This is a genomic window from Streptomyces sp. NPDC038280 (assembly GCF_055600045.1).
This window is the reverse complement of sequence record NZ_JBVJYZ010000001.1, coordinates 1106549-1131096: the sequence shown is the minus strand read 5'-3', so window position 1 is coordinate 1131096 and position 24548 is coordinate 1106549. Positions and strand designations below refer to the sequence as shown.

Below are 24548 nucleotides of genomic sequence, written 5' to 3'. Positions count from 1 at the left end.
CCCGTCGAGACCGTCGGCAAGGCGCCGGCCGCCGAGAACGCCGCGGGCGCGGGCGCGACCGTCGACTCCTCCGCCGTGTCGGCCGACCTGTCCGGGGACTCCCGCGCCGCGTCGTCGAACCCGCCGGGAAGCGGGCCTCCCGGGCAGCCCCCCACGGACGGCCCGGCCGCTTCGGCCCGTATGCCCCGCTGGCTCCCCCGCGCCATGGTCCTCGCCCTCGCGCTCGTCGCCTGCTTCCAGCTCGGCAGCTGGGCCTTTCACCAGCTCGTCGGTCTGCTCCTCAGCATCCTCATCGCGTTCTTCATCGCCCTCGCCATCGAGCCGGCGGTGGGCAGGATGGCCGCCCGGGGGATGCGCCGGGGTCTCGCCACCTTCCTGGTCTTCTTCGTGGTCATGATCGTCGGCCTCGGCTTCGTCGTACTGCTGGGGTCGATGCTGGCGGGCCAGATCATCGAGATGGTCGAGGACTTCCCCCGGTATCTCGACTCGGTGATCAAGTGGATCAACCAGCACTTCCACACGGACCTCTCCAGGGTCGAGGTCCAGGACAGCCTCCTTCGGTCCGACTGGCTGCGGAAGTACGTGCAGAACAGCGCGAGCGGAGTGCTCGACATCTCCGCCACCGTCCTCGGAGGGCTGTTCAAGCTGCTGACGATCTTCCTGTTCTCGTTCTACTTCGCGGCCGACGGGCCGAGGCTGCGCCGATCCCTGTGTTCCGTATTGCCGCCCAGCAGGCAGGCCGAAGTGCTGCGCGCCTGGGAGATCGCCGTCGACAAGACCGGCGGCTACCTCTACTCGCGCGGGCTCATGGCGCTGATCTCCGGCGTCGCCCACTTCGTCCTGCTGGAGATCCTGGGGGTGCCGTACGCCCCGGCCCTCGGCGTGTGGGTCGGCCTCGTCTCGCAGTTCATCCCGACCATCGGCACCTACCTGGCGGGCGCCCTGCCGATGCTGATCGCCTTCACCGAAAACCCCTGGTACGCGCTGTGGGTGCTGGGCTTCGTCGTCGTCTACCAGCAGTTCGAGAACTATGTCCTGCAGCCCAAGCTGACCTCCAAGACCGTCGACATCCATCCGGCCGTGGCCTTCGGGTCCGTCGTCGCGGGCACGGCGCTGCTCGGCGCGATCGGTGCGCTGATCGCGATTCCCGCCGTCGCCACGCTCCAGGCCTTTCTCGGCGCGTACGTGAAGAGGTACGCGGTGACGGAGGACCCGCGCGTCCACGGACACCGGCGGTACGGCGAGGCGGTGCTCGCGCGCGTCCAGCGGGCGCTGCACCACAGCAAGAAGGACCAGGCATCGCCCCCGGAGTCGCGCGACGACTCCTGACGGAGCGTTTGGCAGGGGGAGTCCAGGGCACTCGCGCTACCAGCGAACGACATGACGCGCACCCTGGAGGAGCCGATGTCCACCAGCACCCTGATCGCTGTCATCGTCCCAGTCGCCGTCGTGCTGATCCTCATCGGCGTGGCCGTGTGGATGATGCGGCGCAGGCGCCGGCTGCAGGAGCAGTTCGGCCCCGAGTACGACCGGACGGTAGAGCGCGAGGGCGGTATGCGCGCGGCGGACCGGGAGCTGCGCAGTCGTGCGCAGCGGCACGACGAGCTCGACATCAAGGAGCTGCGGCCGGAGGCCCGCCACCGGTACACGGACGAGTGGGGCCGCGTTCAGGAGCACTTCGTCGACCGCCCCGACGGCGCCGTGGCCCAGGCGGACGAGCTGGTCACGCGGCTGATGCGGGATCGCGGCTACCCGACCGAGGGCTTCGAGCAGCAGCTCCAGGACCTGTCCGTGGAGCACGGCCGCACCCTGGAGCACTACCGCTCGGCCCATGACGTCAATGTGCGCAGCAGCGACGGCCGGGCGACCACCGAGGAGCTCCGCGGGGCGATGGTCCACTACCGCGCTCTCTTCGAGGAACTGATCGGCGACCAAGGCCGCACGAGGTGATGTGAGATGCGACAGGACGACATACGCGAACCGGCGAACGGGGACGGCGTGACCACCGAGCAGCTGGCGGGCGCGGGCGGCACGGAACCGAGCGCGGATCCCGGGGCGGGACAGGCGGTCTACCCCGGGGAGGCGACGTCGGGCGACCGCGCCGAGGTCTACGAGCGGGGCCGCCGGGACACCGACAACGACACGGGCCTGGACACGGGCCGGGACGCCTCCGCGGACGCGGGTGCCGACGCGGGTGTGGACGACGAGGGTGCGTTCGACGGGGGCGATCGGGACCTCGACGAGAAGAAGGCCGGGGAGGACCAGCCCCTGCTCGACGCGGGCCAGGCCGAGGGTTTCCGCGGCTCCTGGAGCGAGATCCAGGGGCGCTTCGTGGACGATCCCCGTGAGGCGGTCCGTTCCGCCGACGGGCTGGTCGCCGAGGTGATGCAGACCCTGGCAGCGTCCTTCTCCTCCCACAAGCAGGACCTGGAAGGCCAGTGGCAGGCCGGCGAGGAGGTTCCCACCGAGGACCTGCGCCTGGCTCTTCAGCGCTACCGCTCGTTCTTCAACCGGCTCCTCAGCACCTGAGACGACTCCGGACGAGAGCAGTCCGAACCCCTGGCACGGACCGACGCGGGCACTCAGCCGGAGTGCCCGCGTCGGCGTGTGGTGTGTCGCTTGACACCAAAATCGAACATCCATTCTTATAGGTCTCCGGCCCGGTCCTTCCCGGGGGTGGCGAGGCGTGGGGCAAGCTGTTTGGTGAGGGAGTTATCCACAGGCCGGACGGACGCCGGGGCCCATTGTCAGTGGCAGGGGTTAGCGTCTTTCACGTGAAGCGATCGACTCAAGCAAATCGGGTGGAACCCATGGCAGGAACCGACCGCGAGAAGGCGCTCGACGCCGCGCTCGCGCAGATTGAACGGCAGTTCGGCAAGGGCGCAGTGATGCGCCTGGGCGAGCGACCGAATGAGCCCATCGAGGTCATCCCCACCGGATCGACCGCGCTGGACGTCGCGCTCGGAGTCGGCGGCCTGCCGCGCGGCCGGGTGGTGGAGGTGTACGGACCGGAGTCCTCCGGTAAGACGACGCTGACGCTGCACGCCGTGGCCAACGCGCAGAAGGCCGGCGGCCAGGTGGCCTTCGTGGACGCCGAGCACGCCCTCGACCCCGAGTACGCCAAGAAGCTCGGCGTCGACATCGACAACCTGATCCTGTCCCAGCCGGACAACGGCGAGCAGGCCCTGGAGATCGTCGACATGCTGGTGCGCTCCGGCGCGCTCGACCTCATCGTGATCGACTCCGTGGCGGCCCTGGTGCCGCGGGCGGAGATCGAGGGCGAGATGGGCGATTCGCACGTGGGTCTCCAGGCGCGTCTGATGAGCCAGGCCCTCCGGAAGATCACCAGCGCGCTCAACCAGTCCAAGACCACGGCGATCTTCATCAACCAGCTCCGCGAGAAGATCGGCGTGATGTTCGGCTCGCCGGAGACCACGACCGGTGGCCGCGCCCTCAAGTTCTACGCCTCGGTGCGCCTCGACATCCGCCGGATCGAGACGCTCAAGGACGGCACCGACGCGGTCGGCAACCGCACCCGCGTCAAGGTCGTCAAGAACAAGGTCGCGCCGCCCTTCAAGCAGGCCGAGTTCGACATCCTCTACGGCCAGGGCATCAGCCGCGAGGGCGGCCTGATCGACATGGGCGTCGAGCACGGCTTCGTACGCAAGGCCGGCGCCTGGTACACGTACGAGGGCGACCAGCTGGGCCAGGGCAAGGAGAACGCCCGCAACTTCCTGAAGGACAATCCCGATCTCGCCAACGAGATCGAGAAGAAGATCAAGGAGAAGCTGGGCGTCGGCGTTCGCCCCGAGGCACCGACGGCCGAGCCGGGCGCGGACGCGGCGGCCGTGGCCGCCACCGACGAGTCGGCGAAGTCCGTCCCCGCCCCTGCGAGCAAGGCCACCAAGGCGACCAAGGCCACGACGGCCAAGGGCTAGCCCGTGACCGGCCGCACCGAATGGCCGGGCGACAGCACCGACTCGTCGAGGGCCGAGAAGGAGCTGTCGCCCCAGGATCCCGCTGAGCGGGCGCGGGCGATCTGCCTGCGCCTGCTCACCGGGACCCCACGCACCCGAAAGCAGCTCGCGGACGCCCTGCGCAAGCGGGACATCCCGGATGAGGTCGCTGATGAGGTCCTCTCCCGCTTCGAGGACGTCGGGCTCATCGACGACGCCGCGTTCGCCGGCGCCTGGGTGGAGTCCCGGCACCACGGCCGGGGGCTCGCCCGCCGTGCGCTCGCGCGGGAGCTGCGTACCAAGGGCGTGGACCCGGCGCTGATCGACGAAGCCGTCGGGCAGCTCGACTCCGAGCAGGAGGAGGCGACCGCCCGGGAGCTGGTCGAGCGAAAGCTCCGGGCCACCCGGGGGCTCGAGCGGGACCGTCGACTGCGCAGGCTCGCGGGCATGCTCGCCCGCAAGGGATACCCGGAGGGCATGGCCCTGCGGGTGGTCCGGCAGGCGCTGGAGGAAGAGGGCGAGGACACCGAGGGCCTGGACGAGCCCTTCTAGGCCCTGCGGGGATCAGGGCCCGGAAGCGCTCGGGGCTCGGCCGGTGTTCGCAGGGCCGCCCTCATCCGCCGGGCCGCCCCCGGCCCGGGATCAGGGTGTGGAGGTGACGACCGGGAGGCCGGCCGCCTTCCACGCCTGGAAGCCGCCGACCAGGTCCGTCGCCCGGTGCAGGCCCAGTTGGCGGAGGGAGGCCGCCGCGAACGACGACGCGTATCCCTCGTTGCACAGCACCACCACCTGACGGTCGTGGCTGTCGGCCTGGGGCAAGCGGTGGCTGCCCTGCGGATCCAGCCGCCACTCCAGCTCGTTGCGTTCCACCCGCAGCGCCCCGGGGATCACCCCGTCGCGCTCGCGCTGTGCCTGATAACGGGTGTCCACCAGAAGCGCGTGGCCGGCCCGGTACGCCTCGAAGGCCTCATGCGGTGAGATCCGCGTGAGACCTCCTCGCGCGCTCTCCAGCAGGTCGTCGACGGATACCTTCTTCTCACTCACTGCCAGTCCTCCGGACGCTCGACCTGCTCAAGGCGGAGTACCGCGCCCGTCCGGCTGTAGCGCCGGATCAGAGGCAGCGGCGGGTAGTACGCGTGGACCGACACGGCGTGCTCCTCGGTCGACTCATTGAGCACTTCGTGCACATGGAACTGACCGAACGCACGGCTCTTGCCGACGGCCAACCGCCGCTCCCGGTCCACGCCTTCGTGGAGTTCGAGGGTCTTCCAGCCGCCGGTGGGCAGTCGGACGGCGAGTGAGTTCTCCTTCAGCTCGCCCCGCGCGGTGGCGAAGGCGCCGAGCGAGTCGGCGTGGTCGTGCCAGCCGGTGCCGGTGCCCGGCGGCCAGCCGATGAGCCAGGCCTCGCTGCCGCCGGGCCCTTCGAGCCGTACCCACGTACGGCCCTCGGGGTCGAGGGGGAGTGAGGCGATCAGTTCGGCGTCGGCGGCGGTGCGGTGGACGAAGTCGAGGAGGTCGGCGGCGGTGGGCGCCGAGGGCGCGGCGACGGGCAGGGGCGCAGACGTGGACATGGGAACCGTCCTGAGAGTTCGCGGAAGCGCGTGCGGCGTCACAGAGCGCGCGAGGGCGCGGCGGCACGCGAAGGGAAGGGCGAAGTCAGCAGGAGGGGCGACACACGCAGCCCGCGTAGCGGACGAGGTCCATATGGACCCTCCGCCACAGGCGCACACAGGTGTCGGTCATGATCCGGAGTACACCATGCGCGCCCGCGACGGTCAATTGACGTCCGCCGTACGGTCACTTCCCGCGGCCCCCGAACCGGAAGCCGACCCGGCCCCCGAACCGGATGCCGCCCCGGCCCCCGAACCGGATGCGGCTCCGTACCCCGCCACCGCTCCGGACCCGGCCCCCGCCGCCGAACCGGATCCCATCCCCGTTCTCGGCCCCGCGCCGGACGGCGTCCTCGCCCCGGTCGCCGGCGCGCCACCGCGTACCGCGTCCGCCGCCTCGTACAGCTCGGCCGGGCGGACCCCGGAGAACGCCGCGGCCAGATGTCCGTCGGGTCGCACCAGCAGCACGGTGTGTGCCGCGGCGCCCGGATACCCCTCGGTCACCAGCACCTCCGCCCTGACCGGCAACGCCGTCACCGCGGCGGCCAGCCGGGGCATCACCCCGGCGGTCATCCAGTGCCTGCGGTCCCACACCCCGGTACCGGGCGCGACGAGGACGACGAGCAGCCGTCCCCGCCCCAACCGGTCCCGGAGCCGTACGGCCGTGCCGTCGGGCGCCGTCACCCGTACGTCCTCGACCGGCGCGCCCGTCGGCGTACCCACCGGCGTCTGGCCGTCGGTATGCGGAGGCGCGAGGGGGGAGTGCGGGTAAGCGGGGGGCGCGCCCAGCGGGCCGCGCCCCAGATGGCCGTCGGCCAGCAGGCTGTCGTAGCCGCGCGTGCTCCCCGGGATGTACGTGCGCAGCCCGCCGCCTCCGCGCAGGACGGGGAGCGACTGGTCCGCCGCCCGCAGGCGGGAGGCGACCGCCGCGCGCCGCTCGGTCTGATAGCTGTCGAGCAGGGTGTCGGAGGGCCCGTGGTGCCAGGCGTGCGCCAGTTTCCATGCCAGGTTGTCGACGTCCCGCAGCCCCTCGTCCACGCCCTGGGTGCCGACCGCGCCCAGCAGATGGGCCGCGTCCCCGGCGAGGAAGACCCGGCCGACGCGCCAGCGCCGGGCCAGGCGGTGGTGCAGGGTGTGGACGCCGGTGTCGATGAGTTCGTACGGCGGCGTCTCACCGCACCAGCCGGCCAGGGTGTCGCGGATACGGGTCACCAGCGCGTCGGGAGTGACCAGGTCGCCGCGCGGCGGCAGGAGCCAGTCGATGCGCCAGGTGCCGTCCGGCAGGGGGCGGGCGTTGATCTCCTCCCCGGCGCCGGGCCACGGCGGCTGACGGTGCAGCACGGCCTCACCGGGCCAGGGGAGTTCGGTGCGCAGCGCGGCGACGGCGTGACGTTCGACGGCCGTGCGCCCCGGAAAGCGCACGCCCAGCAGCTTGCGCACGGTGGAGCGGGCCCCGTCGCAGCCGACCAGATGGCTTCCGCGCCACCAGGTGGCCTCCGGGCCGCGGGTGTGGGCGGTGATGCCGTGCCCGTCCTGCTCGACGGAGTCCAGGCGACTGTGCGTGACGATCTGGATCAGGTCGTGGGCGGCGACGGCGTCGCGCAGGCCGCGGGTCAGGGCGTGCTGCGGGATGTGCAGCGGCGCGAGCAGCGCCTCGGCGCCGGGCGCGTCCTCGGTCGGCGGCGCGTCCCCGCCGTCGACGTGGTCGTCGCCCTCGTCGAGGGCGAAGGGCCGCAGTTCCACGTGGCGCATCTGTTGCTTGCGGCGCAGGGACCGCCAGCCGACCCATCGGGTGCCCTCGTCGCGGAGGGTGGCAGAGCCGAGGCGTTCCACCAGAGCGGCCATGTCGGGGCGCAGGACGACCGTGCGGGCGGGGCGCGGTTCGTCCTTGCCGGGGCCCTCGTCCAGCACGACGGAAGGAACGCCCTGGGCGGCCAGGGCGAGGGAGAGCGTGAGCCCGACGGGCCCCGCTCCGACGACGATCACGGGGTCCACGGAGTGGCTCCTGAAGCACATTCGGTCATGCGGGATGCACGGAAGAGTGTGGCGGGAGCCCGGTGCGTGGTCACAGAACGTATGCAACCCACTGCGGGTGCGTGCGTCAAGCGACGGGGGCAGCGGCGCGACTGCCACTGCCCCCGGATGATGTCACATACCGTCAGTTCAGCGAGCCATCAGCCCCGTCGACGCCGTCGCCGACGAGAGGGGCTGCCTCGAAGCTCGCGCCGGCGACCACGGCCTGGCCGGTCGGCGCCGGCCCGATGCCGGTCTTGGCGCGGCGGCCGCGCTTCTCGATCCAGGTGGCGAGCGCGGAGAGCAACAGGCACATCGCGATGTAGATCGAGCCGATGACGATGATCGTCGAGACGTACGGGTACTGGCCGTTGACCTGCGTGTTCGAGGCGATGAGCCGGGCCGTCTGGAGCAGCTCGGGGTACAGGATGATGAAGCCGAGCGAGGTGTCCTTGAGGGTCACCACCAGCTGGCTGATGATCGTCGGCAGCATGGCCCGGACCGCCTGCGGCATCAGCACGCTGGTCATGACCTGGGTCTTGCTCATGCCGAGCGCGTACGCCGCCTCGCGCTGCCCCTTGGGCACGGAGTTGATGCCGGCGCGCAGCACCTCGGCCTGCACGCAGCCGTTGTAGATCGACAGGCCGAGCGCCAGCGCCCACATCGAGTACTCGGTGAGGAAGCCGACCCATACGGCGTAGATCGTGATCAGCAGCGGGATGGAGCGGAAGATCTCGATGAAGCCGGTGGCCAGCCAGCGGACCGGCTTGTGGTCGGAGAGCCGGGCGACGGCGAGCAGGACGCCGAGGACCAGCGAGCCGACCGCCGCGAGTCCGAACGCCTTGAGGGTGGCGAGCACGGCGTCGGCGATGTTCTGCCGGATGCCCGCGTAGTTGAAGATGTCCCACATCTCGGGGGCGAGGTGCCCCTTTTCGCTGAGCCGTGCCACGGTGACGGCGACCAGCGCGAGCAGCGCGAGGGTGCCGAGGACCGAGTAGATCCGGTTGCGTACGACGGCCTTGGGGCCGGGGGCGTCATAGAGAACGCTGGCACTCATCGGGCGACCTCCATGCGGCGCTCAAGGACACGGAAGATCCCGCTGATGGTGAACGTGATGATCAGATAGGCGATGGCCACCCAGAGGAAGATGGGGGCGATGGCGTAGCCCTCCTCGCTCATCAGGGTCTGCCAGCCGAAGAGATCGGCGACGCTGAAGGCACCGGCGATGGCCGAGTTCTTCGTCAGCGCGATGAAGATCGAGCTGAGCGGTGGCAGTACCGTCCTGGTCGCCTGCGGCAGCACGATCATGCGCAGGGTCTGCGAGAACGTCATACCGAGGGAGCGGGCGGCCTCGGCCTGGCCGAGCGGCACCGTGCCGATGCCGGAGCGGACGGCCTCGCAGATGAAGGCGGAGGTGTAGAAGCCGAGAGCGAGGGACCCGAGGACGAAGGGGCTCATGCCCGGGAACAGCACCTCGGGCACCACGAAGGTCGCGACGAGGAAGAGCAGGGTCAGCGGGGTGTTGCGCAGCAGGGTGACCCAGAGGGTCCCGAAGAAGCGCAGCGGAGGAACGGGGGAGACCCGGAAGCCGGCGATGACGATGCCGAGGACCAGTGCGATGACCGAGCTGACGACGGTGATCGACAAGGTGCCTATGAAGCCGTCGCGGAAATCCTGGAAATGGTCGAGCAGTACGTTCATGAGGTCTCCGCGTCGGCGGTCAGCGGCTTACGGGCGAGGGGTGCACGGGCAGGGGATGGGGCGCCCCGTACCGGAGTACGGGGCGCTCCTCATCGGCCGGTTCGTCAGTAGCGGACGATCGCCGGCGGCGCGACGAAGGCGGAGCCGGACAGGCCCAGGGTCGCCTCGTAGATCTTCTTGTACGTGCCGTCCTTGATGTGCTTGTCGAGCGAGTCGTTGATCGCGGTGCGCAGGGCCTTGTCGTCCTTGTTCATGCCGACGCCGTAGGGCTCCTCGGTGAACGGCTTGCCGACGACCTTGAGCTTGCCGGAGTTGGCGGCCGCGTAGCCCTTGAGGATCGAGTCGTCGGTGGTGACGGCGTCGACCTGCTTGGTGAGCAGCTGCTGCACGCAGTCGGAGTACTTGGCGAGCTCGGTGGTCTGCGCGCCGTACTCGGGCTTCTTGATCTCCTGCAGCGGGGTGGAGCCCGTGATGGAGCAGACCTTCTTGCCCTTGAGGCTCTGCGGACCGGTGATACCGGTCTCGTCCTTGCGGACCAGGAGGTCGGCGCCGGCCTTGTAGTACGGACCCGCGAAGCCGACCTGCGCCTTGCGCTTGTCGTTGATCGTGTAGGTGCCGACGTAGTAGTCGACCTGGCCCGTGGAGATCGCGGTCTCACGGAGCTTGGAGTCGACGGTCTTCCACTCGATCTGGTTCTCGGTGAAACCCAGGTCGGCGGCGATCATCTTGGCGATCTCGACGTCGAAGCCGGAGCGCTTCTTGGTCGCCTGGTCCTCGAAGCCGAGGTAGGGCTGGTCGGCCTTGGAGCCGATGATCAGCTTGCCGCGCTCCTTGGCCTTCTTGTAGGTCGCCGAATCCAGCTTCACCTCGGAGGCGACGACGTACTTGGGCAGCTGCGGCGCGTTCGTCGCACCCGGCTTGATCCCGGTGGGCTTGTCGCCGGCGGAGCCTTCCTTGCCACCACAGGCGGTCGCGGTCAGCGCGAGCACAGCAACGGCCACGGCGGCCGTCTTGCGGAGCTTCATGGTGAACATCCCTTAAGTCGTGGGTCGTTGGTCGCGTTGGTCGTCAGTGGTGGACGTCCACGAGGACGTCGGCGGTGTACCTCGTCAGCACACCGCGTCAGTACACGTCGAAAGTGCACGCCAGCAGTACACCGCGTCAGCGCACCCCCGCGGGTGCACTTCGGCAGTACACGTCAGTGGTGAAGGATCTTCGACAGGAAGTCCTTGGCCCGGTCGCTGCGCGGACTGCTGAAGAACTGGTCCGGAGTCGCCTCTTCGACGATCTTTCCGTCGGCCATGAAGACGACCCGGTTCGCGGCGGAGCGGGCGAAGCCCATCTCGTGCGTGACGACGACCATCGTCATGCCGTCGCGGGCCAGCTGCTGCATGACCTCCAGGACCTCGTTGATCATCTCCGGGTCGAGCGCCGACGTGGGCTCGTCGAAGAGCATCACCTTGGGATCCATCGCCAGGGCACGGGCGATGGCGACGCGCTGCTGCTGCCCGCCCGAGAGCTGCGCCGGGTACTTGTCGGCCTGCGAGCCGACACCCACCCGGTCCAGCAGGGTGCGGGCCTTCTCCTCCGCGGCCTTCTTGTCCGCCTTGCGGACCTTGACCTGGCCCAGCATCACGTTCTCCAGCACAGTCTTGTGCGCGAAGAGGTTGAACGACTGGAAGACCATGCCCACATCGGCACGCAGCCGGGCCAGCTCCTTGCCCTCCTGGGGCAGCGGCTTGCCGTCGATCGTGATGGAGCCCGAGTCGACCGTCTCCAGGCGGTTGATGGTGCGGCACAACGTGGACTTGCCGGACCCGGAGGGCCCGATGACGACCACGACCTCGCCACGGGCGATGGTCAGATCGATGTCCTGGAGCACATGCAGCGCGCCGAAGTGCTTGTTGACGTTGCTCAGCACGACCAGGTCGCCCGACGCCGCCGCGGCGTCCTTGTCGCCCTTGGTCACTGAAACTCCGCTCATCGGCTTCTTGCTCCGTCCTCCTCGGTTGGGAGGACACTAATCACGCGTTGCGACCAGCGTCATTACATCTGAGCGGAAATTGAGCATAACGATCCGGCTTCAACCGGACACTCCGCGTGAACAGGGCGGCGGGTGGAGTACCGGGTGGATAACGGAAACCCCGCTGTCACGGGTAGGCCCTTGACTGCCACACCGACCATCGGCGTTCATGCCCTGATAGACACGAAGACACGGGATGATCAGGCGGCTGGACCGACGCCCCCGCGGGTAGACCGAGCGGGACGATCACACACGCGACCGCACGACCGGAGGGGGGCCATGAGACTGCTGCTCGTCGAGGACGACGACCACGTCGCCGCCGCCCTGTCGGCCGTGCTCGCCAAGCACGGCTTCGCCGTCACGCACGCGCGCAGCGGCGAGGAGGCGCTCAAGGCGCTGCTGCCGTCCGTGCAGGGCGACAAGCCGCCGTTCGGCGTGGTCCTGCTGGACCTCGGGCTGCCCGACCAGGACGGCTACCAGGTCTGCGGGAAGATCAGGAAGCTCACCGCGACGCCGGTGATCATGGTCACCGCGCGCGCCGACGTGCGCTCCCGTATACACGGCCTCAACCTCGGGGCCGACGACTATGTCGTCAAGCCGTACGACACCGGCGAACTGCTCGCCCGTATCCACGCCGTGAGCCGGCGCACCACCGGCGGCGAGGAGTCCGGCGCCGGCGCCGCGGACGCGCTGAGCCTCGGTTCCGTCACGATCGAACTGCCGACCCGCAGGGTCAGTGTCGACGGGGCGACCGTGCAGCTCACGCGCAAGGAGTTCGACCTCCTCGCGCTGCTCGCCCAGCGGCCCGGAGTGGTTTTCCGGCGGGAGCAGATCATCAGCGAGGTGTGGCGCACCAGCTGGGAGGGCACCGGTCGCACGCTCGAGGTGCATGTGGCTTCCCTGCGCTCCAAGCTGCGCATGCCCAGCCTGATCGAGACCGTGCGCGGCGTCGGCTACCGCCTGGTCGCACCGGCCGCGTAAGTCCCTGTGCGTACTCGCCTCCTCCCGCTCCTCATCGTCCTGATGGCCGGCGTCCTGCTGGCCCTCGGCTTCCCGCTCGCCGTCAGTCTGGCCGCCGCCGAACAGCAGCGGGTCGTCGTCGACCGGATCGACGACGCGGCCCGGTTCGCCGCGCTCGCGCAGTTCGTCACCGAGAACGACACGGGCATCGACGAGCGGCGCAGCACCCTGGCCGGCGAACTCGCCAGCTACCACGAGGTGTACGGGATCCGGGCGGGCGTCTTCTACCGCGACAACCGCGCGATGGGGGTCGCCCCCCACGACTTCACCCTGCCCTCCTACGGGGAGGAGCGCCGGGCCTTCCGGGAGGCGCTGGCCGGCCGCCGCAGCCACGACCCGCCCCAGGTCTGGCCGTGGCAGAACAACGGCCGTCTCGCCGTCGCCTCTCCGGTCGTACGCGACGGGGACGTCGTCGCCGTCGTGGTCACCGACTCGCCCACCGGGCAGCTGCGTTCACGGATCCTGCACGGCTGGCTGCTCATCGTGGCGGGCGAGTCCGCGGCGATGCTGCTCGCCGTCGGCGCGGCGTTCCGGCTCACCGGCTGGGTACTGCGACCCGTGCGTGTACTCGACGCGGTCACCCATGACATCGCGACCGGGCGGATGAACTCCCGCGTCGCGGCGGCCGGCGGTCCACCCGAACTGAGGCGCCTGGCCCGCTCGTTCAACGAGATGGCCGACAACGTCGAAGACGTACTGGAGCAACAGCGCGCTTTCGTCGCCGACGCCTCCCACCAGCTGCGCAACCCCCTGGCCGCGCTGCTGCTGCGGATCGAGCTGCTCGGGCTCGAACTCCCCGAGGGCAACCCGGAGATCGCCTCCGTCCGCACCGAGGGCAAGCGGCTGGCCCAGGTACTCGACGACCTCCTCGATCTCGCCCTCGCCGAGCACGCCGCGGCCGACCTCAAGCTCACCGACATCGGTGAACTCGCCGCCGAACGCGTCGCGGCCTGGCGCCCGCTCGCCGAGGAGAAGGGCGTCGCACTCACCGGCGACGGCGCCGCCGTCACCGCCTGGGCCGACCCCGTGGCGCTCTCCAGCGCGCTCGACGCGGTGATCGACAACGCCCTCAAGTTCACGCCGGCGGGTGAGGAGGTCACCGTCTCCGTCGCCTCCAACGGGGAGACCTCCACGGTGGTGGTCGCCGACCGGGGCCCCGGCCTGACCGAGGAGGAGCTGACCCGCGTGGGCGACCGTTTCTGGCGCAGCAACCGCCACCAGAACGTCAAGGGCTCCGGGCTCGGCCTGTCGATCTCACGGGCCCTGCTCTCGGCAGGCGGCGGCTCGATCACCTACGCCCCGCACGAGCCGCACGGCCTGCGGGTGACGGTGACCCTGCCCAGGACCGCGCCGCACTCCCGCTAGCCGCCGCGTCGTCCGGTCGGCTGCCGCCTCCGGCGGCCCTACGGCTTGACCGAGCGGTAGTAGCGCCTGGCCCCTTCGTGCAGAGGTATCGGGTCCGTGTAGATCGCCGTCCGCAGGTCCACCAGCTGCGCCGGGTGCACCTTGCTGCCGATCCGGTCGCGGCTGCGGATCACCGTGCCGGTGAAGCCCTCCGCAAGGTCCGGATCCGTACGGTCCGTGGTGACGAGCAGGTTCGCCACCGCCACCGTCTCCACCGGCTTGCCGTCCTGCGCCAAGGCGTAGGCGTCGGCCGGCACGACCGCCGAGCGGTAGTAGCGCGTGCTCTCGCCCGCCGAGTGGAGCCGGTCGACCAGGGCCCCGTCGAGCGGGATCAGCCGGATCGGAAGCCGCTCCGAGAGCGCCTGCACCGGGTTGGTGGGCAGACCGCCCGACCAGAAGAAGGCGTCCAGCTCATTGCGCTCGAGCTTCCCCGGCATGGTGTCGATGCCCGCCGAGACCGGGACGATGTCCTTCGCCGGGTCGAGCCCCGCCGCCGTCAGGAGACGGTCGGCGATCAGTCGCACGCCCGAGCCCTCCTGGCCGACACCCACGCGCAGTGAGCGCAGGTCGCTCGCCTTCTCGACCTTGGAGGACTTGCGCACGATCAGCTGCACGTAGTCGTCGTAGAGGCGCGCGCAGCCGCGCAGCCGGTCGGATCCGGGCTTCCGGTTGCGCTGGTAGGTCGCCACGGCGTCCGCCGTCGCGACGGTGAAGTCGGCCTCGCCGGATGCCAGGCGCGCCAGGTTCTGCTGGGACCCCTCGCTGTCGCGCAGCTCCACGGCGACATCCGGCAGGTCACGAGCCAGGGCGTGCTGCAACAGCTCGCCGTAGCGCTGGTACACCCCCGTCGGTACGCCCGTACTGAACGTGACCCGCCCGCTCGGAGCCGACCGCCCGAGCGGCATCAGCCACCACGCGACCAGCCCGAGCGCCACCAGGACGGCGGCCACGCCCATGAGAACGCGGCGACGGCCGATGCGGGACAGTACGGGAAGCATGGCGCGATCCTGCCAGCTCACTCGCCGTAATGGCCAGGGGATGAGTTCCCGCGGGACGAGTCTCACGGTCCGGGGCTTCTCAGGGTCTGTGGATTCCCGCGGTCCGGGGTTCTCACAGTCCGGAGAATGGCGGTCCGAGGATTCTCCCGGTCCGAGGAGGAGGTACTCCGGGCACCGCCTACCCTTGTCACATGACCAGCAGCGACCGGAGCCCGGCAGTGGACACCCAGCGAACGTACGAAGTGCGCACCTACGGGTGCCAGATGAACGTCCACGATTCCGAGCGGCTCTCCGGCCTGCTGGAGGACGCCGGCTACGTCCGCGCGCCCGAGGGTTCCGACGGTGACGCCGACGTCGTCGTCTTCAACACCTGCGCCGTCCGTGAGAACGCCGACAACAAGCTGTACGGCAACCTCGGCAGGCTCGCCCCGATGAAGACGTCGCGCCCGGGCATGCAGATCGCCGTCGGCGGCTGCCTGGCCCAGAAGGACCGCGACACCATCGTGAAGAAGGCCCCGTGGGTCGACGTGGTCTTCGGCACGCACAACATCGGCAAACTGCCGGTGCTCCTGGAGCGCGCCCGCATCCAGGAGGAGGCGCAGATCGAGATCGCCGAATCGCTGGAGGCGTTCCCCTCCACGCTGCCGACCCGGCGCGAGTCCGCCTACGCGGCCTGGGTCTCGATCTCCGTCGGCTGCAACAACACGTGCACCTTCTGTATCGTCCCCGCGCTGCGGGGCAAGGAGAAGGACCGCCGGCCCGGTGACATCCTCGCCGAGATCGAGGCGCTGGTCGGCGAGGGCGTCTCCGAGATCACCCTGCTCGGCCAGAACGTCAACGCGTACGGCTCCGACATCGGCGACCGCGAGGCCTTCTCCAAGCTGCTGCGCGCCTGCGGGAAGATCGAGGGCCTGGAGCGGGTCCGTTTCACCTCGCCGCATCCGCGCGATTTCACCGATGACGTGATCGCGGCGATGGCCGAGACGCCCAATGTGATGCCGCAATTGCACATGCCGCTGCAGTCCGGCTCGGACACCGTGCTCAAGGCGATGCGCCGCTCGTACCGCCAGGAGCGCTTCCTCGGGATCATCGAGAAGGTGCGCGCCGCCATCCCGCACGCCGCCATCTCCACCGACATCATCGTGGGATTCCCCGGCGAGACCGAGGAGGACTTCGAGCAGACCATGCACACGGTCCGCGAGGCCCGCTTCGCGAACGCCTTCACCTTCCAGTACTCCAAGCGGCCCGGGACCCCGGCGGCCGACATGGAGGGCCAGATCCCCAAGGAGGTCGTCCAGGAGCGCTACATGCGCCTCGTCGCCCTCCAGGAGGAGATCTCCTGGGAGGAGAACAAGAAGCAGGTCGGCAGGACCCTGGAGGTCATGGTCGCCGAGGGCGAGGGCCGCAAGGACGGTGCCACGCACCGCCTCTCCGGTCGCGCCCCCGACAACCGACTGGTCCACTTCACCAAGCCGGACCAGGAGGTGCGTCCGGGCGACGTCGTGACCGTCGAGGTGACATACGCGGCCCCGCACCACCTTCTCGCCGAGGGTCCGACGACCGGGGTCCGCCGCACCCGCGCGGGAGACGCCTGGGAGAGGCGCAACGCGGCCCCGCAGCAGTCCGGCGTGATGCTGGGCCTGCCGACCGTGGGCGCACCGGCTCCCCTCCCCGCGATGACGGGCGGCTGCTCGGCGCTGTGACTCCGCCGAAAGCCTCGGCCCCGGTCACCCGGAGCCGGGGCTTCGGGCGGGGGCGTCGCCCGCCACGCCCCATGCGGCGGCGCCGCCCGGCTAGGCTGCGGATCATGCTTGTCGCCGCCGCCGTCTGCCCCTGTCCGCCCCTGCTGGTCCCCGACGTCGCCGCCGGAGCAGCGCCCGAGCTGGACCCGGCCCGCAGGGCCTGTCTGGACACGCTCGGCGTACTCGCCGCCTCCCGGCCCGACCGGCTGGTGGTGATCGCGCCGACCGGGCAGGACGCCCAGGGCCCGTACCCCGAGGGCTCCACGGGTTCCTTCCGCGGCTTCGGGGTGGATCTCGCCGTACGGCTCGGCGGCGGGGGCACCACCGGGGACAGGAAGACGGGCGCGGGTACGGACGCGTCCGCCGAGGCCCGCCCGCTGCCCGCCGCGCTCTCCGTCGCCGCCTGGCTCCTCGCGCGCGCCGACTGGGCCGACGCGCCGATCGAAGGCCTCGGCGTCGACGAACGGCTCGCGCCCGACCGCTGCGCCGCCACCGGCCGGGAACTGGCGGTACGGGCGGGCCGTGTGGCTCTCCTCGTGATGGGCGACGGCAGCGCGTGCCGCAGCCTGAAGGCGCCCGGCTATCTGGACGAGCGGGCCACCGATTTCGACGCCGCGACGGCCCGTGCGCTGGGCTCGGCGGACACCGGCGCCCTCCTGACGCTGGACGAGCACCTCGCGTACGAACTGAAGGTGGCCGGCCGTGCCCCTTGGCAGGTCCTCGCGGGCGCCGCGGAGGGCGCGAACCTGGAGGGCCGCCTGCTGTACGAGGACGCGCCGTACGGCGTCGGCTACGTCGTCGCCGCCTGGTCCTAGCGGAAGAGCACCTCCTCGAAGCACCCCTGGAAGCGCCGGCTGAGGCCTGCCGTCTCGCGATGGACGGCGAACGGCGGACGGCCGCGGAGCGTGATGCTCCGCGGCCGTCCGCCGTGATGAGGGTGAGGCAGGTGACGCCCGGACGTCAGGGGGCCGACGGCGCCTGGGGCGGCGGCGTGCTGCCGTCGTCCTTGTGCGCGATCCGGTCCAGGGCATCCTTGGCCTTGCCCGTGCCCGATTCGATCTTCCCGTGGTACTTGCCCTTGGTCTTCTCGTCGACCATCCGCGCGGCTTTCTCCAGCCCATGGTCGATCTTGGGCGCGTGCTGCTGCGCGAGGTCGGAGACCTTGTCCTTGGCCGGGGCGAGCTTGGCCTTCAGCGAATCCATGAGGCCCATGGGTCACCTTCCCTCGTAATGGGGTGCGTATGGCGTGCCGACACTAGGTGCGGGCGCCCTCGCCGGCTTCGTTGTCCGCCGCCTCGTCGGCCGACTGCTGCTTGGGGATCTCCACAGCCTCGCCGGTCGCTCCCTCGGTGGCCTCGGCCTCCGGCGCGTCCGCGGCTTCCTCGACCTGCTCCGCCTCGGACGCGTCTTCGGCCGTCTCCGGTTCGGCCGTCAGGGTGGAGGCCTGCGCCTCCTCCGTTGACGCCGCGGAAGTTTCCTTCCCCTTCCGGAGAAACCTTGCAAAAACGCCCATATCTACTCCATAGCGTACTCGTGTGGGCGAAATTCCGCGTCGCCCGGAGCGCCCTGTTGCGCCGCCCGGTGAAGCCGGTCCAGAAACCGGCGGTCGGAACCTCGCAACAGGCAACGAACCCGGCTGTGGACCGTCACGTAGCTCGTTCGGGGACGCGTCCGGAGGTTTGCGAGACTGGGGCAGTGAGAAGTGCAGCTCCCGCTCCGCGGGTCATCGCCGTCGTCGGTCCCACAGCGGCCGGAAAGTCCGATCTGGGCGTATTCCTCGCCCAGCGACTCGGCGGCGAGGTCGTCAACGCCGACTCCATGCAGCTCTACCGGGGGATGGACATCGGCACCGCCAAGCTGACGCTCGAGGAGCGTGGCGGCATCACGCACCACCTCCTCGACATCTGGGACGTCACCGAAGCCGCCAGCGTCGCCGAGTACCAGCGCCTGGCCCGGGCGGAGATCGACCGGCTGCTCGCGGCCGGCCGTACGCCCGTCCTGGTCGGCGGCTCCGGCCTCTATGTGCGCGGCGCCATCGACTCCCTCGAGTTCCCCGGCACCGACCCCGTCGTCAGGGCCCGGCTGGAGGCCGAGCTGGAGGAGCGGGGCTCCGGGGTGCTCCACGCCCGGCTTGCCGCCGCCGACCCCGGGGCCGCGCAGGCCATCCTGCCCAGCAACGGCCGCCGCATCGTCCGCGCGCTGGAGGTCATCGAGCTCACCGGCAAGCCCTTCACGGCCAACCTCCCGGGCCCCGACCCGGTGTACGACACGGTGCAGATCGGCGTCGACGTCGAGCGCCCCGAACTCGACGAACGGATCACCACGCGCGTGGACCGGATGTGGCAGGCCGGTCTGGTGGACGAAGTGCGGTCCCTGGAGGCACGGGGCCTGCGCGAGGGACGTACCGCCGCCCGCGCCCTCGGCTACCAGCAGGTGCTCGCCGCGCTCGCCGGGGAGTGCACCGAGGACGATGCGCGCGCCGAGACCGTGCGCGCCACCAAGCGTTTCGCCCGCCGCCAGGATTCGTGGTTCCGCCGCGACCCGCGCGTCAACTGGCTCAGCGGCGCCGCGGAACACCGGGCGGAACTCCCCGAGCGGGCGCTGACGTTGGTCGAACGAGCGGTTACAGCCTGATCACGTGATGGCATCGGGACGCTCCGGCGTTCAATTCGGTGCCCGGCGGCGTGCCATCATCGAGCATCGATCGACCAGTGGAATCCGAGTGGGGAGGGCGCGTGGCGATGGAGGCCGGCCCTCGCGACAGAGAACAGCGGCAGCAGGCACGGAACGACGTTCCCCGCCTGAGCCCCGACGGTCCTGACGACGACCAGAACGGACCCCCGGAGATGACTCCGGACGAGGTCGAGGTCGAGCTCCGGCCGCAGCGCCGACTGCGGATCTGGCAGCTCGCCCCCATCGTGGGACTCGCCGCTGTCGGATCCCTGATGTTCGCCTTCCCCCTGGCCTTCGGGTCGGGGGACGGCGGCGCCGTCGTCGCCATGCTGGGTCTGCTGATCAGCTGCTGCGCCGCGGGCTGGGGCATGATGGCGGCCCGCCGCGTCGGCCACACCTGGCCCGGACTCCCGGCCCGCGGCTCCGGAGAGCGGCCGAACTGGCGCGTTCTCGCGCTGTACCTCGCCGCGAGCGGAGCGCTCGTCGCGCTCGCCGTCTGGCGCGTCGCCCGTCTCCGCTGACCCCAGCCGTCCGCCCCGCGCGCCTGTCCGACAGGACGTACGCGCCCACCCGCCGTCCGCCCCGCGCGCCTGTTCCGGCAGGACGTACGCCAACCCCCGCGCGGCGCCCGCGACGGCCCTGTCGGACCCTCCCTTTACGATTGATCCCGTGACCACCAAGCTGACCTCGCCGATCGCTTTCCTCAAGGGCCACGGCACGGAGAACGACTTCGTGATCGTCCCCGACCCGGACAACGGCATCGAGCTGCCCGCGGCCGTCGTCGCCCGGCTCTGCGACCGTCGCGCCGGGATCGGCGGGGACGGGCTCCTGCACGTCGTGCGCAGCGCCGCCCACCCCGAGGCCCGGGCGATGGCCGACGAGGCCGAGTGGTTCATGGACTACCGCAACGCCGACGGCTCGATCGCCGAGATGTGCGGAAACGGCGTGCGTGTCTTCGCCCGCTATCTGCAGCACGCCGGCCTCGTCACCGCCGGAGATGTCGCCATCGCCACCCGCGCCGGTGTCAAGAGGACCCACCTCGCCAAGAACGGCGACGTCACGGTCTCCATGGGCCGCGCCCTGCTCCCCCAGGACGGCGTCACGGTCACCGTCGACGGCCGCAGCTGGCCCGCCCGCAATGTGAACATGGGCAATCCGCACGCTGTCGCCTTCGTCGAGGACCTGCGCCACGCGGGCGACCTGTCGTCGGTGCCGCCGTTCGCCCCGGCGGAGGTCTACCCCGAGGGTGTGAACATCGAGTTCGTCGTGGACCGGGGCCCGCGTCACGTGGCCATGCGCGTCCACGAGCGCGGCGCCGCCGAGACCCGCTCCTGCGGCACGGGCGCGTGCGCCGTGGCCGTCGCGACGGCCCGCAGGGACGGCGCCGACCCCGCTTCGACCGGCGCCCCCGTCACGTACACCGTCGACGTGCTCGGCGGGACCCTGGTGATCACCGAGCACCCGGACGGCGACATCGAGATGACGGGCCCCGCCGTCATCGTCGCCGAGGGGACCATCGACGCCGACTGGCTCAACGACAGGGAAACGGTCGCGTCCTGAACCTTCGCTCGAATGGGTGATCCGTTTCACGCTGAGCGAGAGCGCGACTGCGCCACGTGGTGGGGTCGGTAGCATCAAGCACCGGCCCGGCGGGCACGCCTTGCCCGCCCACCGCCGGTCGACCCCGCCGGAGGTGCCCCATGAGCGCAGAGGCCACCAACCCCGATGCGCCGAGCCGCAGGCGCGGCCGCCCGAGGATCGACCTTCGCAGGCTGGGCCGTGCCGCACTGCTCGGACCCACCGCGCGCGACCGGCTCCCGGATGCCATCGGTCATGTCGCCGACGCCCACCGCGCCCACCACCCCGACGCGGATCTCGCCGTGCTGCACCGGGCGTACGTCCTCGCGGAGTCCTCGCACCGCGGTCAGTTCCGCAAGAGCGGCGAGCCGTACATCACCCACCCCCTGGCCGTCACCCTGATCCTCGCCGAGCTGGGCGCCGAGACCACGACCCTGACCGCCTCCCTGCTCCACGACACCGTCGAGGACACGGAAGTGACCCTGGATCAGGTGCGGGAGGAGTTCGGCGACGAGGTCTGCTATCTCGTCGACGGCGTCACGAAACTGGAGAAGGTCGATTACGGCGCCGCCGCCGAACCCGAGACCTTCCGGAAGATGCTCGTCGCCACCGGCAACGACGTCCGCGTCATGTCGATCAAACTGGCGGACCGGCTGCACAACATGCGCACCCTCGGGGTGATGCGCCCCGAGAAACAGGCGCGGATCGCCAAGGTCACCCGTGACGTCCTCATCCCGCTCGCCGAACGGCTCGGCGTCCAGGCGCTCAAGACCGAGCTGGAGGACCTCGTCTTCGCGATCCTGCACCCCGAGGAGTACGAGAACACCCGCGCCCTGATCGCGGAGAACTCGGCGTCCGGGGAGGCCCTCTCGGCACTCGCCGTGAACATCACCACCGTGCTGCGCGAAGCCGGTATCGGTGCCGAAATCCTGGTCAGACCCCGGCACTTCGTGTCCGTCCACCGCGTCAGACTCAAGCGCGGCGACCTCCGCGGCACCGACTTCGGCCGGCTCCTCGTGCTGGTCGCCGACGACGCCGACTGCTATGCGGCCCTCGGAGAGCTGCACACCTGTTTCACCCCGCTGATCTCGGAGTTCAAGGACTTCATCGCCGCGCCCAAGTTCAACCTGTACCAGTCGCTGCACACGGCGGTCGCCGCACCCGACGGCGCGGTCGCCGAAGTCCTCATCCGTACGCACCAGATGCACAAGGTCGCCGAAGCAGGCGTCATCGCCCTCGGCAACCCCTACGCCGCGCCGCTCGACGGCGCCGAACCCACCGAGGACGGCGAACGCGTCGACCCCACCCGTCCCGGCTGGCTCTCCCGTCTCCTCGACTGGCAGCAGTCCACCCCGGACCCCGACACCTTCTGGACCTCCTTGCGGGACGACCTCGCCCAGGACCGGGAGATCACCGTCTTCTGCTCCGACGGCGGAACCCTGGGCCTTCCCGGCGGGGCGACCTGCGTCGACGCCGCGTACGAACAGCACGGCGAGGCCGCTCACGCCTGTGTCGGCGCCAGGGTCAACGGCCGCCTGGTGACGCTCAGTACGGTTCTCAGCGACGGAGACACCGTGCAGCTGCTGCTCGCCCAGGACGCCACCTCCGGTCCCTCGCCCGACTGGCTGGACCATGCCCGTACGCCCACCGCCCGCATCGCCATCACACGCTGGCTCGCCACCCATCCCGAGGGCGCCAAGGCTCCGGCGGCCGCCCCCCGGCCACCCGCCACCGTCACAGCCGGCCGCCGCGCCGCCCCGGGAGCCGTCGCCGACCTCCCGGACGCCACCGTGCGGCTCGCGGGCTGCTGCACCCCCGTACCGCCCGACGCGATCACCGGCTTCGCCGTACGCGGCCGCACGGTCACCGTGCACCGGGAAGGCTGTTCCGGCGTCGCCCGGATGAAGTCGCTCGGCCGTGAACCGGTCGGTGTCCGCTGGGGCGCCGCCGCGGAGTGCCGGGTCACCCTCGTCGCGGAGTCCTTCGGACGGCCCCGGCTCCTCGCCGATCTCACGGAGGCCATCGCCATCGCGGGCGCGGCCGTCGTCTCGGCCACTGTCGAGCCGCCCCTGGAACAGCGCGTACGCCACACCTACACGCTGCAACTCGCCGACGCCGCCGAACTGCCCGCGCTGATCAGGGCGATGCGCGATGTACCCGGGGTGTACGACGTGACCCGCGCCCAGCACCCGGCGGCGAACGGCTGAGCGCGCGGCGGCTTCCGGCATGCCCCTCCGTGACCCCTTCGGGTGGGAACGGAGCGCGTCGGCACAGATGCGGGGCGGGGCACTGATAGCCGTTGCACCATGCTGCTCTCCCGTCGCCACCCCTCCCGCCCCGTCGCCCGCCGTACGCCGCGGCGCCTGCGCGCCGCCGTACTGGTCGCAGCCTCGGCCGGTCTCGTCGCCGCCGCCCTGCCGGCCCCCGCGCCCCTGGGCATCGGCGACCCGCTCTTCCCGCATCTGGGCAACCCCGGCTACGACGTCCAGACGTACGACATCTCCCTCACCTACCAGGGCGACAACAGCGCCCCGCTCGACGCCGTGACCAGGATCGAAGCGGTGGCGACCGGGCAGCTGGACCGCGTCAACCTCGACTTCACCCATGGCAAGGTCCGCTCCGTGGAGGTCAACGGGCACAAGGCCGCGTTCGTGACCAGCGGCGAGGACCTGGTCGTCACCCCCTCCGACGCGGTCGAGGTCGGTGACTCCCTGCACATCACCGTCGAGCACACCAGCGACCCCTCCGGGCCCCAGGACAGCGGCGGCTGGGTGCGGACCACCGACGGGCTCGCCATGGCCAACCAGGCCGACGCGGCACACCGGGTCTTCCCGAGCAACGACCACCCCGCCGACAAGGCCTTCTTCACCTTCCGCGTCACCGCGCCGAAGGACCTGACGGTCGTCGCCAACGGGCTCCCCGTCGCACGGACGCGGTCCGCCGGCGCCGCCACCACCTGGGAGTACCGCACGGTCCACCTCATGGCCACCGAGCTCGCCCAGGTCTCCATCGGCCGCTCCACGGTCGTCCACCGCGAGGGCCCGCACGGGCTGCCCGTAAGGGACGTGGTGCGGACCGCGGACCGGGCCGCCATGGAGCCGTGGCTCAAGCGGACCCCGGACCATCTGAAGTGGATGGAGGGCAAGATCGGGCCCTATCCCTTCGAGACGTACGGGGTGCTCGTCGCCGACGCGTCGACCGGCTTCGAGCTGGAGACGCAGACCCTCTCGCTCTTCGAGCGGTCCCTGTTCACGCGGACGGATTTCCCGCAGTGGTACGTCGAAGCGGTCATGGTCCATGAACTCGCCCACCAGTGGTTCGGCAACAGCGTCTCCCCCCGGAACTGGTCCGATCTCTGGCTGAACGAGGGGCACGCCAGCTGGTACGAGGCGCTGTACGCGGAGGAAAAGGCGAAGCGGCCCGTGGAGCGCCGGATGCGTGAGGCGTACGCGGCGTCGGACGGCTGGCGCGCGGCGGGCGGCCCCCCGGCGGCCCCCGAACCGCCCGCACCGGGCCAGAAGATCAGCCTCTTCCGGCCGGTGGTCTACGACGGCAGCGCCCTGGTCCTCTACGCGCTGCGCCAGGAGATCGGAAAGGACGCCTTCGAAACGCTGGAGCGACGCTGGGTGACCGAACACCGCGACGGTACGGCGACCACGGCCGACTTCACGGCCCTCGCCTCACGGATCGCGGGCCGAGATCTGACGGCGTTCTTCGCGGGCTGGCTGTACGCGAAGAAGACGCCCGCCATGCCGGGCCACGCCGACTGGAGCAGGGACCGGGCGGCGAAGCGCTCGAAGCCCTGAAAACCCGGGTGACGGGCGCCCCGG

The 24548-nt window shown here is 70.8% G+C and carries 25 protein-coding genes; 14 read left to right on the top strand and 11 right to left on the bottom strand.

Annotated elements, in window-relative coordinates:
* Window positions 1–87: 87 nt before the first annotated feature.
* The 5 genes from ACZ7J0_RS04960 (at window position 88) to recX (ending at window position 4508) form a co-directional block, all read left to right on the top strand.
* Window positions 88–1329: an AI-2E family transporter gene (locus ACZ7J0_RS04960; RefSeq protein WP_470884137.1), complete on the top strand. Its 1242-nt coding sequence runs from the start codon at window positions 88–90 to the stop codon at window positions 1327–1329.
* 75 nt (window positions 1330–1404) lie between these two features.
* The gene (locus tag ACZ7J0_RS04955) at window positions 1405–1950 is read left to right on the top strand and encodes a hypothetical protein (RefSeq protein ID WP_470884135.1); all 546 of its coding nucleotides are present in this window, start codon (window positions 1405–1407) and stop codon (window positions 1948–1950) included.
* Between the two features lie 6 nt (window positions 1951–1956).
* The gene (locus tag ACZ7J0_RS04950; RefSeq protein ID WP_470884018.1) at window positions 1957–2529 is read left to right on the top strand and encodes a hypothetical protein; all 573 of its coding nucleotides are present in this window, start codon (window positions 1957–1959) and stop codon (window positions 2527–2529) included.
* A gap of 281 nt (window positions 2530–2810) precedes the next feature.
* Window positions 2811–3938: a recombinase RecA gene (gene recA / locus ACZ7J0_RS04945; RefSeq protein WP_469120846.1), complete on the top strand. Its 1128-nt coding sequence runs from the start codon at window positions 2811–2813 to the stop codon at window positions 3936–3938.
* 3 nt (window positions 3939–3941) lie between these two features.
* Window positions 3942–4508 (top strand): recombination regulator RecX, encoded by a 567-nt coding sequence (gene recX, locus ACZ7J0_RS04940; protein WP_470884015.1) that lies wholly within the window; start codon window positions 3942–3944, stop codon window positions 4506–4508.
* Window positions 4509–4598: 90 nt separating this feature from the next.
* Here recX and ACZ7J0_RS04935 read toward each other — a convergent pair whose 3' ends face one another.
* The 8 genes from ACZ7J0_RS04935 to ACZ7J0_RS04900 all read right to left on the bottom strand — a co-directional run bounded on the left by ACZ7J0_RS04935 (window position 4599) and on the right by ACZ7J0_RS04900 (window position 11264).
* Window positions 4599–5000, bottom strand: coding sequence for a rhodanese-like domain-containing protein (locus ACZ7J0_RS04935; RefSeq protein ID WP_470884014.1), 402 nt, complete (start codon window positions 4998–5000; stop codon window positions 4599–4601).
* Window positions 4997–5527: a cupin domain-containing protein gene (locus ACZ7J0_RS04930; protein ID WP_470884012.1), complete on the bottom strand. Its 531-nt coding sequence runs from the start codon at window positions 5525–5527 to the stop codon at window positions 4997–4999. The genes ACZ7J0_RS04935 and ACZ7J0_RS04930 overlap by 4 nt, the downstream gene beginning before the upstream one ends.
* Window positions 5528–5612: 85 nt before the next feature.
* Window positions 5613–5699, bottom strand: a complete 87-nt coding sequence (locus tag ACZ7J0_RS04925) for a putative leader peptide (protein ID WP_313960178.1) — start codon at window positions 5697–5699, stop codon at window positions 5613–5615.
* A 32-nt stretch (window positions 5700–5731) separates the two neighbouring features.
* Window positions 5732–7561: an FAD-dependent monooxygenase gene (locus tag ACZ7J0_RS04920; protein ID WP_470884010.1), complete on the bottom strand. Its 1830-nt coding sequence runs from the start codon at window positions 7559–7561 to the stop codon at window positions 5732–5734.
* Between the two features lie 163 nt (window positions 7562–7724).
* Window positions 7725–8636, bottom strand: a complete 912-nt coding sequence (locus ACZ7J0_RS04915; RefSeq protein ID WP_470884008.1) for an amino acid ABC transporter permease — start codon at window positions 8634–8636, stop codon at window positions 7725–7727.
* Window positions 8633–9280, bottom strand: a complete 648-nt coding sequence (locus tag ACZ7J0_RS04910; protein WP_470884006.1) for an amino acid ABC transporter permease — start codon at window positions 9278–9280, stop codon at window positions 8633–8635. The genes ACZ7J0_RS04915 and ACZ7J0_RS04910 overlap by 4 nt, the downstream gene beginning before the upstream one ends.
* A 104-nt stretch (window positions 9281–9384) precedes the next feature.
* Entirely contained in the window at window positions 9385–10305 is a 921-nt protein-coding gene (locus ACZ7J0_RS04905) for a glutamate ABC transporter substrate-binding protein (RefSeq protein WP_470884004.1), read from the bottom strand.
* A 173-nt stretch (window positions 10306–10478) separates the two neighbouring features.
* Window positions 10479–11264 (bottom strand): amino acid ABC transporter ATP-binding protein, encoded by a 786-nt coding sequence (locus ACZ7J0_RS04900; RefSeq protein WP_470884002.1) that lies wholly within the window; start codon window positions 11262–11264, stop codon window positions 10479–10481.
* A gap of 318 nt (window positions 11265–11582) precedes the next feature.
* Here ACZ7J0_RS04900 and ACZ7J0_RS04895 point away from each other — a divergent pair, with 318 nt between their 5' ends.
* Together ACZ7J0_RS04895 and ACZ7J0_RS04890 are read left to right on the top strand one after the other, a co-directional pair.
* Complete coding sequence (locus ACZ7J0_RS04895; protein ID WP_470884000.1) at window positions 11583–12284, top strand: response regulator transcription factor; 702 nt, start codon at window positions 11583–11585, stop codon at window positions 12282–12284.
* 6 nt (window positions 12285–12290) lie between these two features.
* Window positions 12291–13688 carry a sensor histidine kinase gene (locus tag ACZ7J0_RS04890; protein WP_470883998.1) on the top strand — a complete coding sequence of 466 codons (1398 nt, stop codon included), beginning with the start codon at window positions 12291–12293 and terminating at the stop codon, window positions 13686–13688.
* Between the two features lie 38 nt (window positions 13689–13726).
* On the opposite strand, the gene ACZ7J0_RS04885 is transcribed toward ACZ7J0_RS04890, so the two are convergent.
* A complete protein-coding gene (locus ACZ7J0_RS04885) occupies window positions 13727–14725 on the bottom strand; it encodes a TAXI family TRAP transporter solute-binding subunit (RefSeq protein ID WP_470883996.1) in 999 nt (332 codons plus the stop codon).
* Between the two features lie 191 nt (window positions 14726–14916).
* Between ACZ7J0_RS04885 and miaB the strand changes: the two genes are divergently transcribed.
* Together miaB and ACZ7J0_RS04875 are read left to right on the top strand one after the other, a co-directional pair.
* Window positions 14917–16428: a tRNA (N6-isopentenyl adenosine(37)-C2)-methylthiotransferase MiaB gene (gene miaB / locus ACZ7J0_RS04880; RefSeq protein WP_470883994.1), complete on the top strand. Its 1512-nt coding sequence runs from the start codon at window positions 14917–14919 to the stop codon at window positions 16426–16428.
* A 104-nt stretch (window positions 16429–16532) separates the two neighbouring features.
* Window positions 16533–17282: a class III extradiol dioxygenase subunit B-like domain-containing protein gene (locus ACZ7J0_RS04875; protein ID WP_470883992.1), complete on the top strand. Its 750-nt coding sequence runs from the start codon at window positions 16533–16535 to the stop codon at window positions 17280–17282.
* A gap of 145 nt (window positions 17283–17427) precedes the next feature.
* Here the strand turns inward: ACZ7J0_RS04875 and ACZ7J0_RS04870 are convergent, their stop codons facing one another.
* Window positions 17428–17679: an antitoxin gene (locus ACZ7J0_RS04870; RefSeq protein WP_470883990.1), complete on the bottom strand. Its 252-nt coding sequence runs from the start codon at window positions 17677–17679 to the stop codon at window positions 17428–17430.
* A gap of 43 nt (window positions 17680–17722) precedes the next feature.
* A complete protein-coding gene (locus tag ACZ7J0_RS04865) occupies window positions 17723–17980 on the bottom strand; it encodes a hypothetical protein (protein WP_470883988.1) in 258 nt (85 codons plus the stop codon).
* A 182-nt stretch (window positions 17981–18162) separates the two neighbouring features.
* On the opposite strand from ACZ7J0_RS04865, the gene miaA reads away from it, so the two are divergent.
* The 5 genes from miaA to ACZ7J0_RS04840 all read left to right on the top strand — a co-directional run bounded on the left by miaA (window position 18163) and on the right by ACZ7J0_RS04840 (window position 24524).
* Entirely contained in the window at window positions 18163–19101 is a 939-nt protein-coding gene (miaA, locus tag ACZ7J0_RS04860; RefSeq protein ID WP_470883986.1) for a tRNA (adenosine(37)-N6)-dimethylallyltransferase MiaA, read from the top strand.
* Window positions 19102–19208: 107 nt separating this feature from the next.
* A complete protein-coding gene (locus tag ACZ7J0_RS04855) occupies window positions 19209–19661 on the top strand; it encodes a hypothetical protein (protein ID WP_470884132.1) in 453 nt (150 codons plus the stop codon).
* 148 nt (window positions 19662–19809) lie between these two features.
* Entirely contained in the window at window positions 19810–20700 is an 891-nt protein-coding gene (gene dapF, locus ACZ7J0_RS04850) for a diaminopimelate epimerase (RefSeq protein ID WP_470883984.1), read from the top strand.
* 140 nt (window positions 20701–20840) lie between these two features.
* Window positions 20841–22925: a RelA/SpoT family protein gene (locus tag ACZ7J0_RS04845; protein ID WP_470883982.1), complete on the top strand. Its 2085-nt coding sequence runs from the start codon at window positions 20841–20843 to the stop codon at window positions 22923–22925.
* Window positions 22926–23024: 99 nt separating this feature from the next.
* Window positions 23025–24524, top strand: coding sequence for a M1 family metallopeptidase (locus ACZ7J0_RS04840; protein WP_470883980.1), 1500 nt, complete (start codon window positions 23025–23027; stop codon window positions 24522–24524).
* Window positions 24525–24548: the final 24 nt, after the last annotated feature.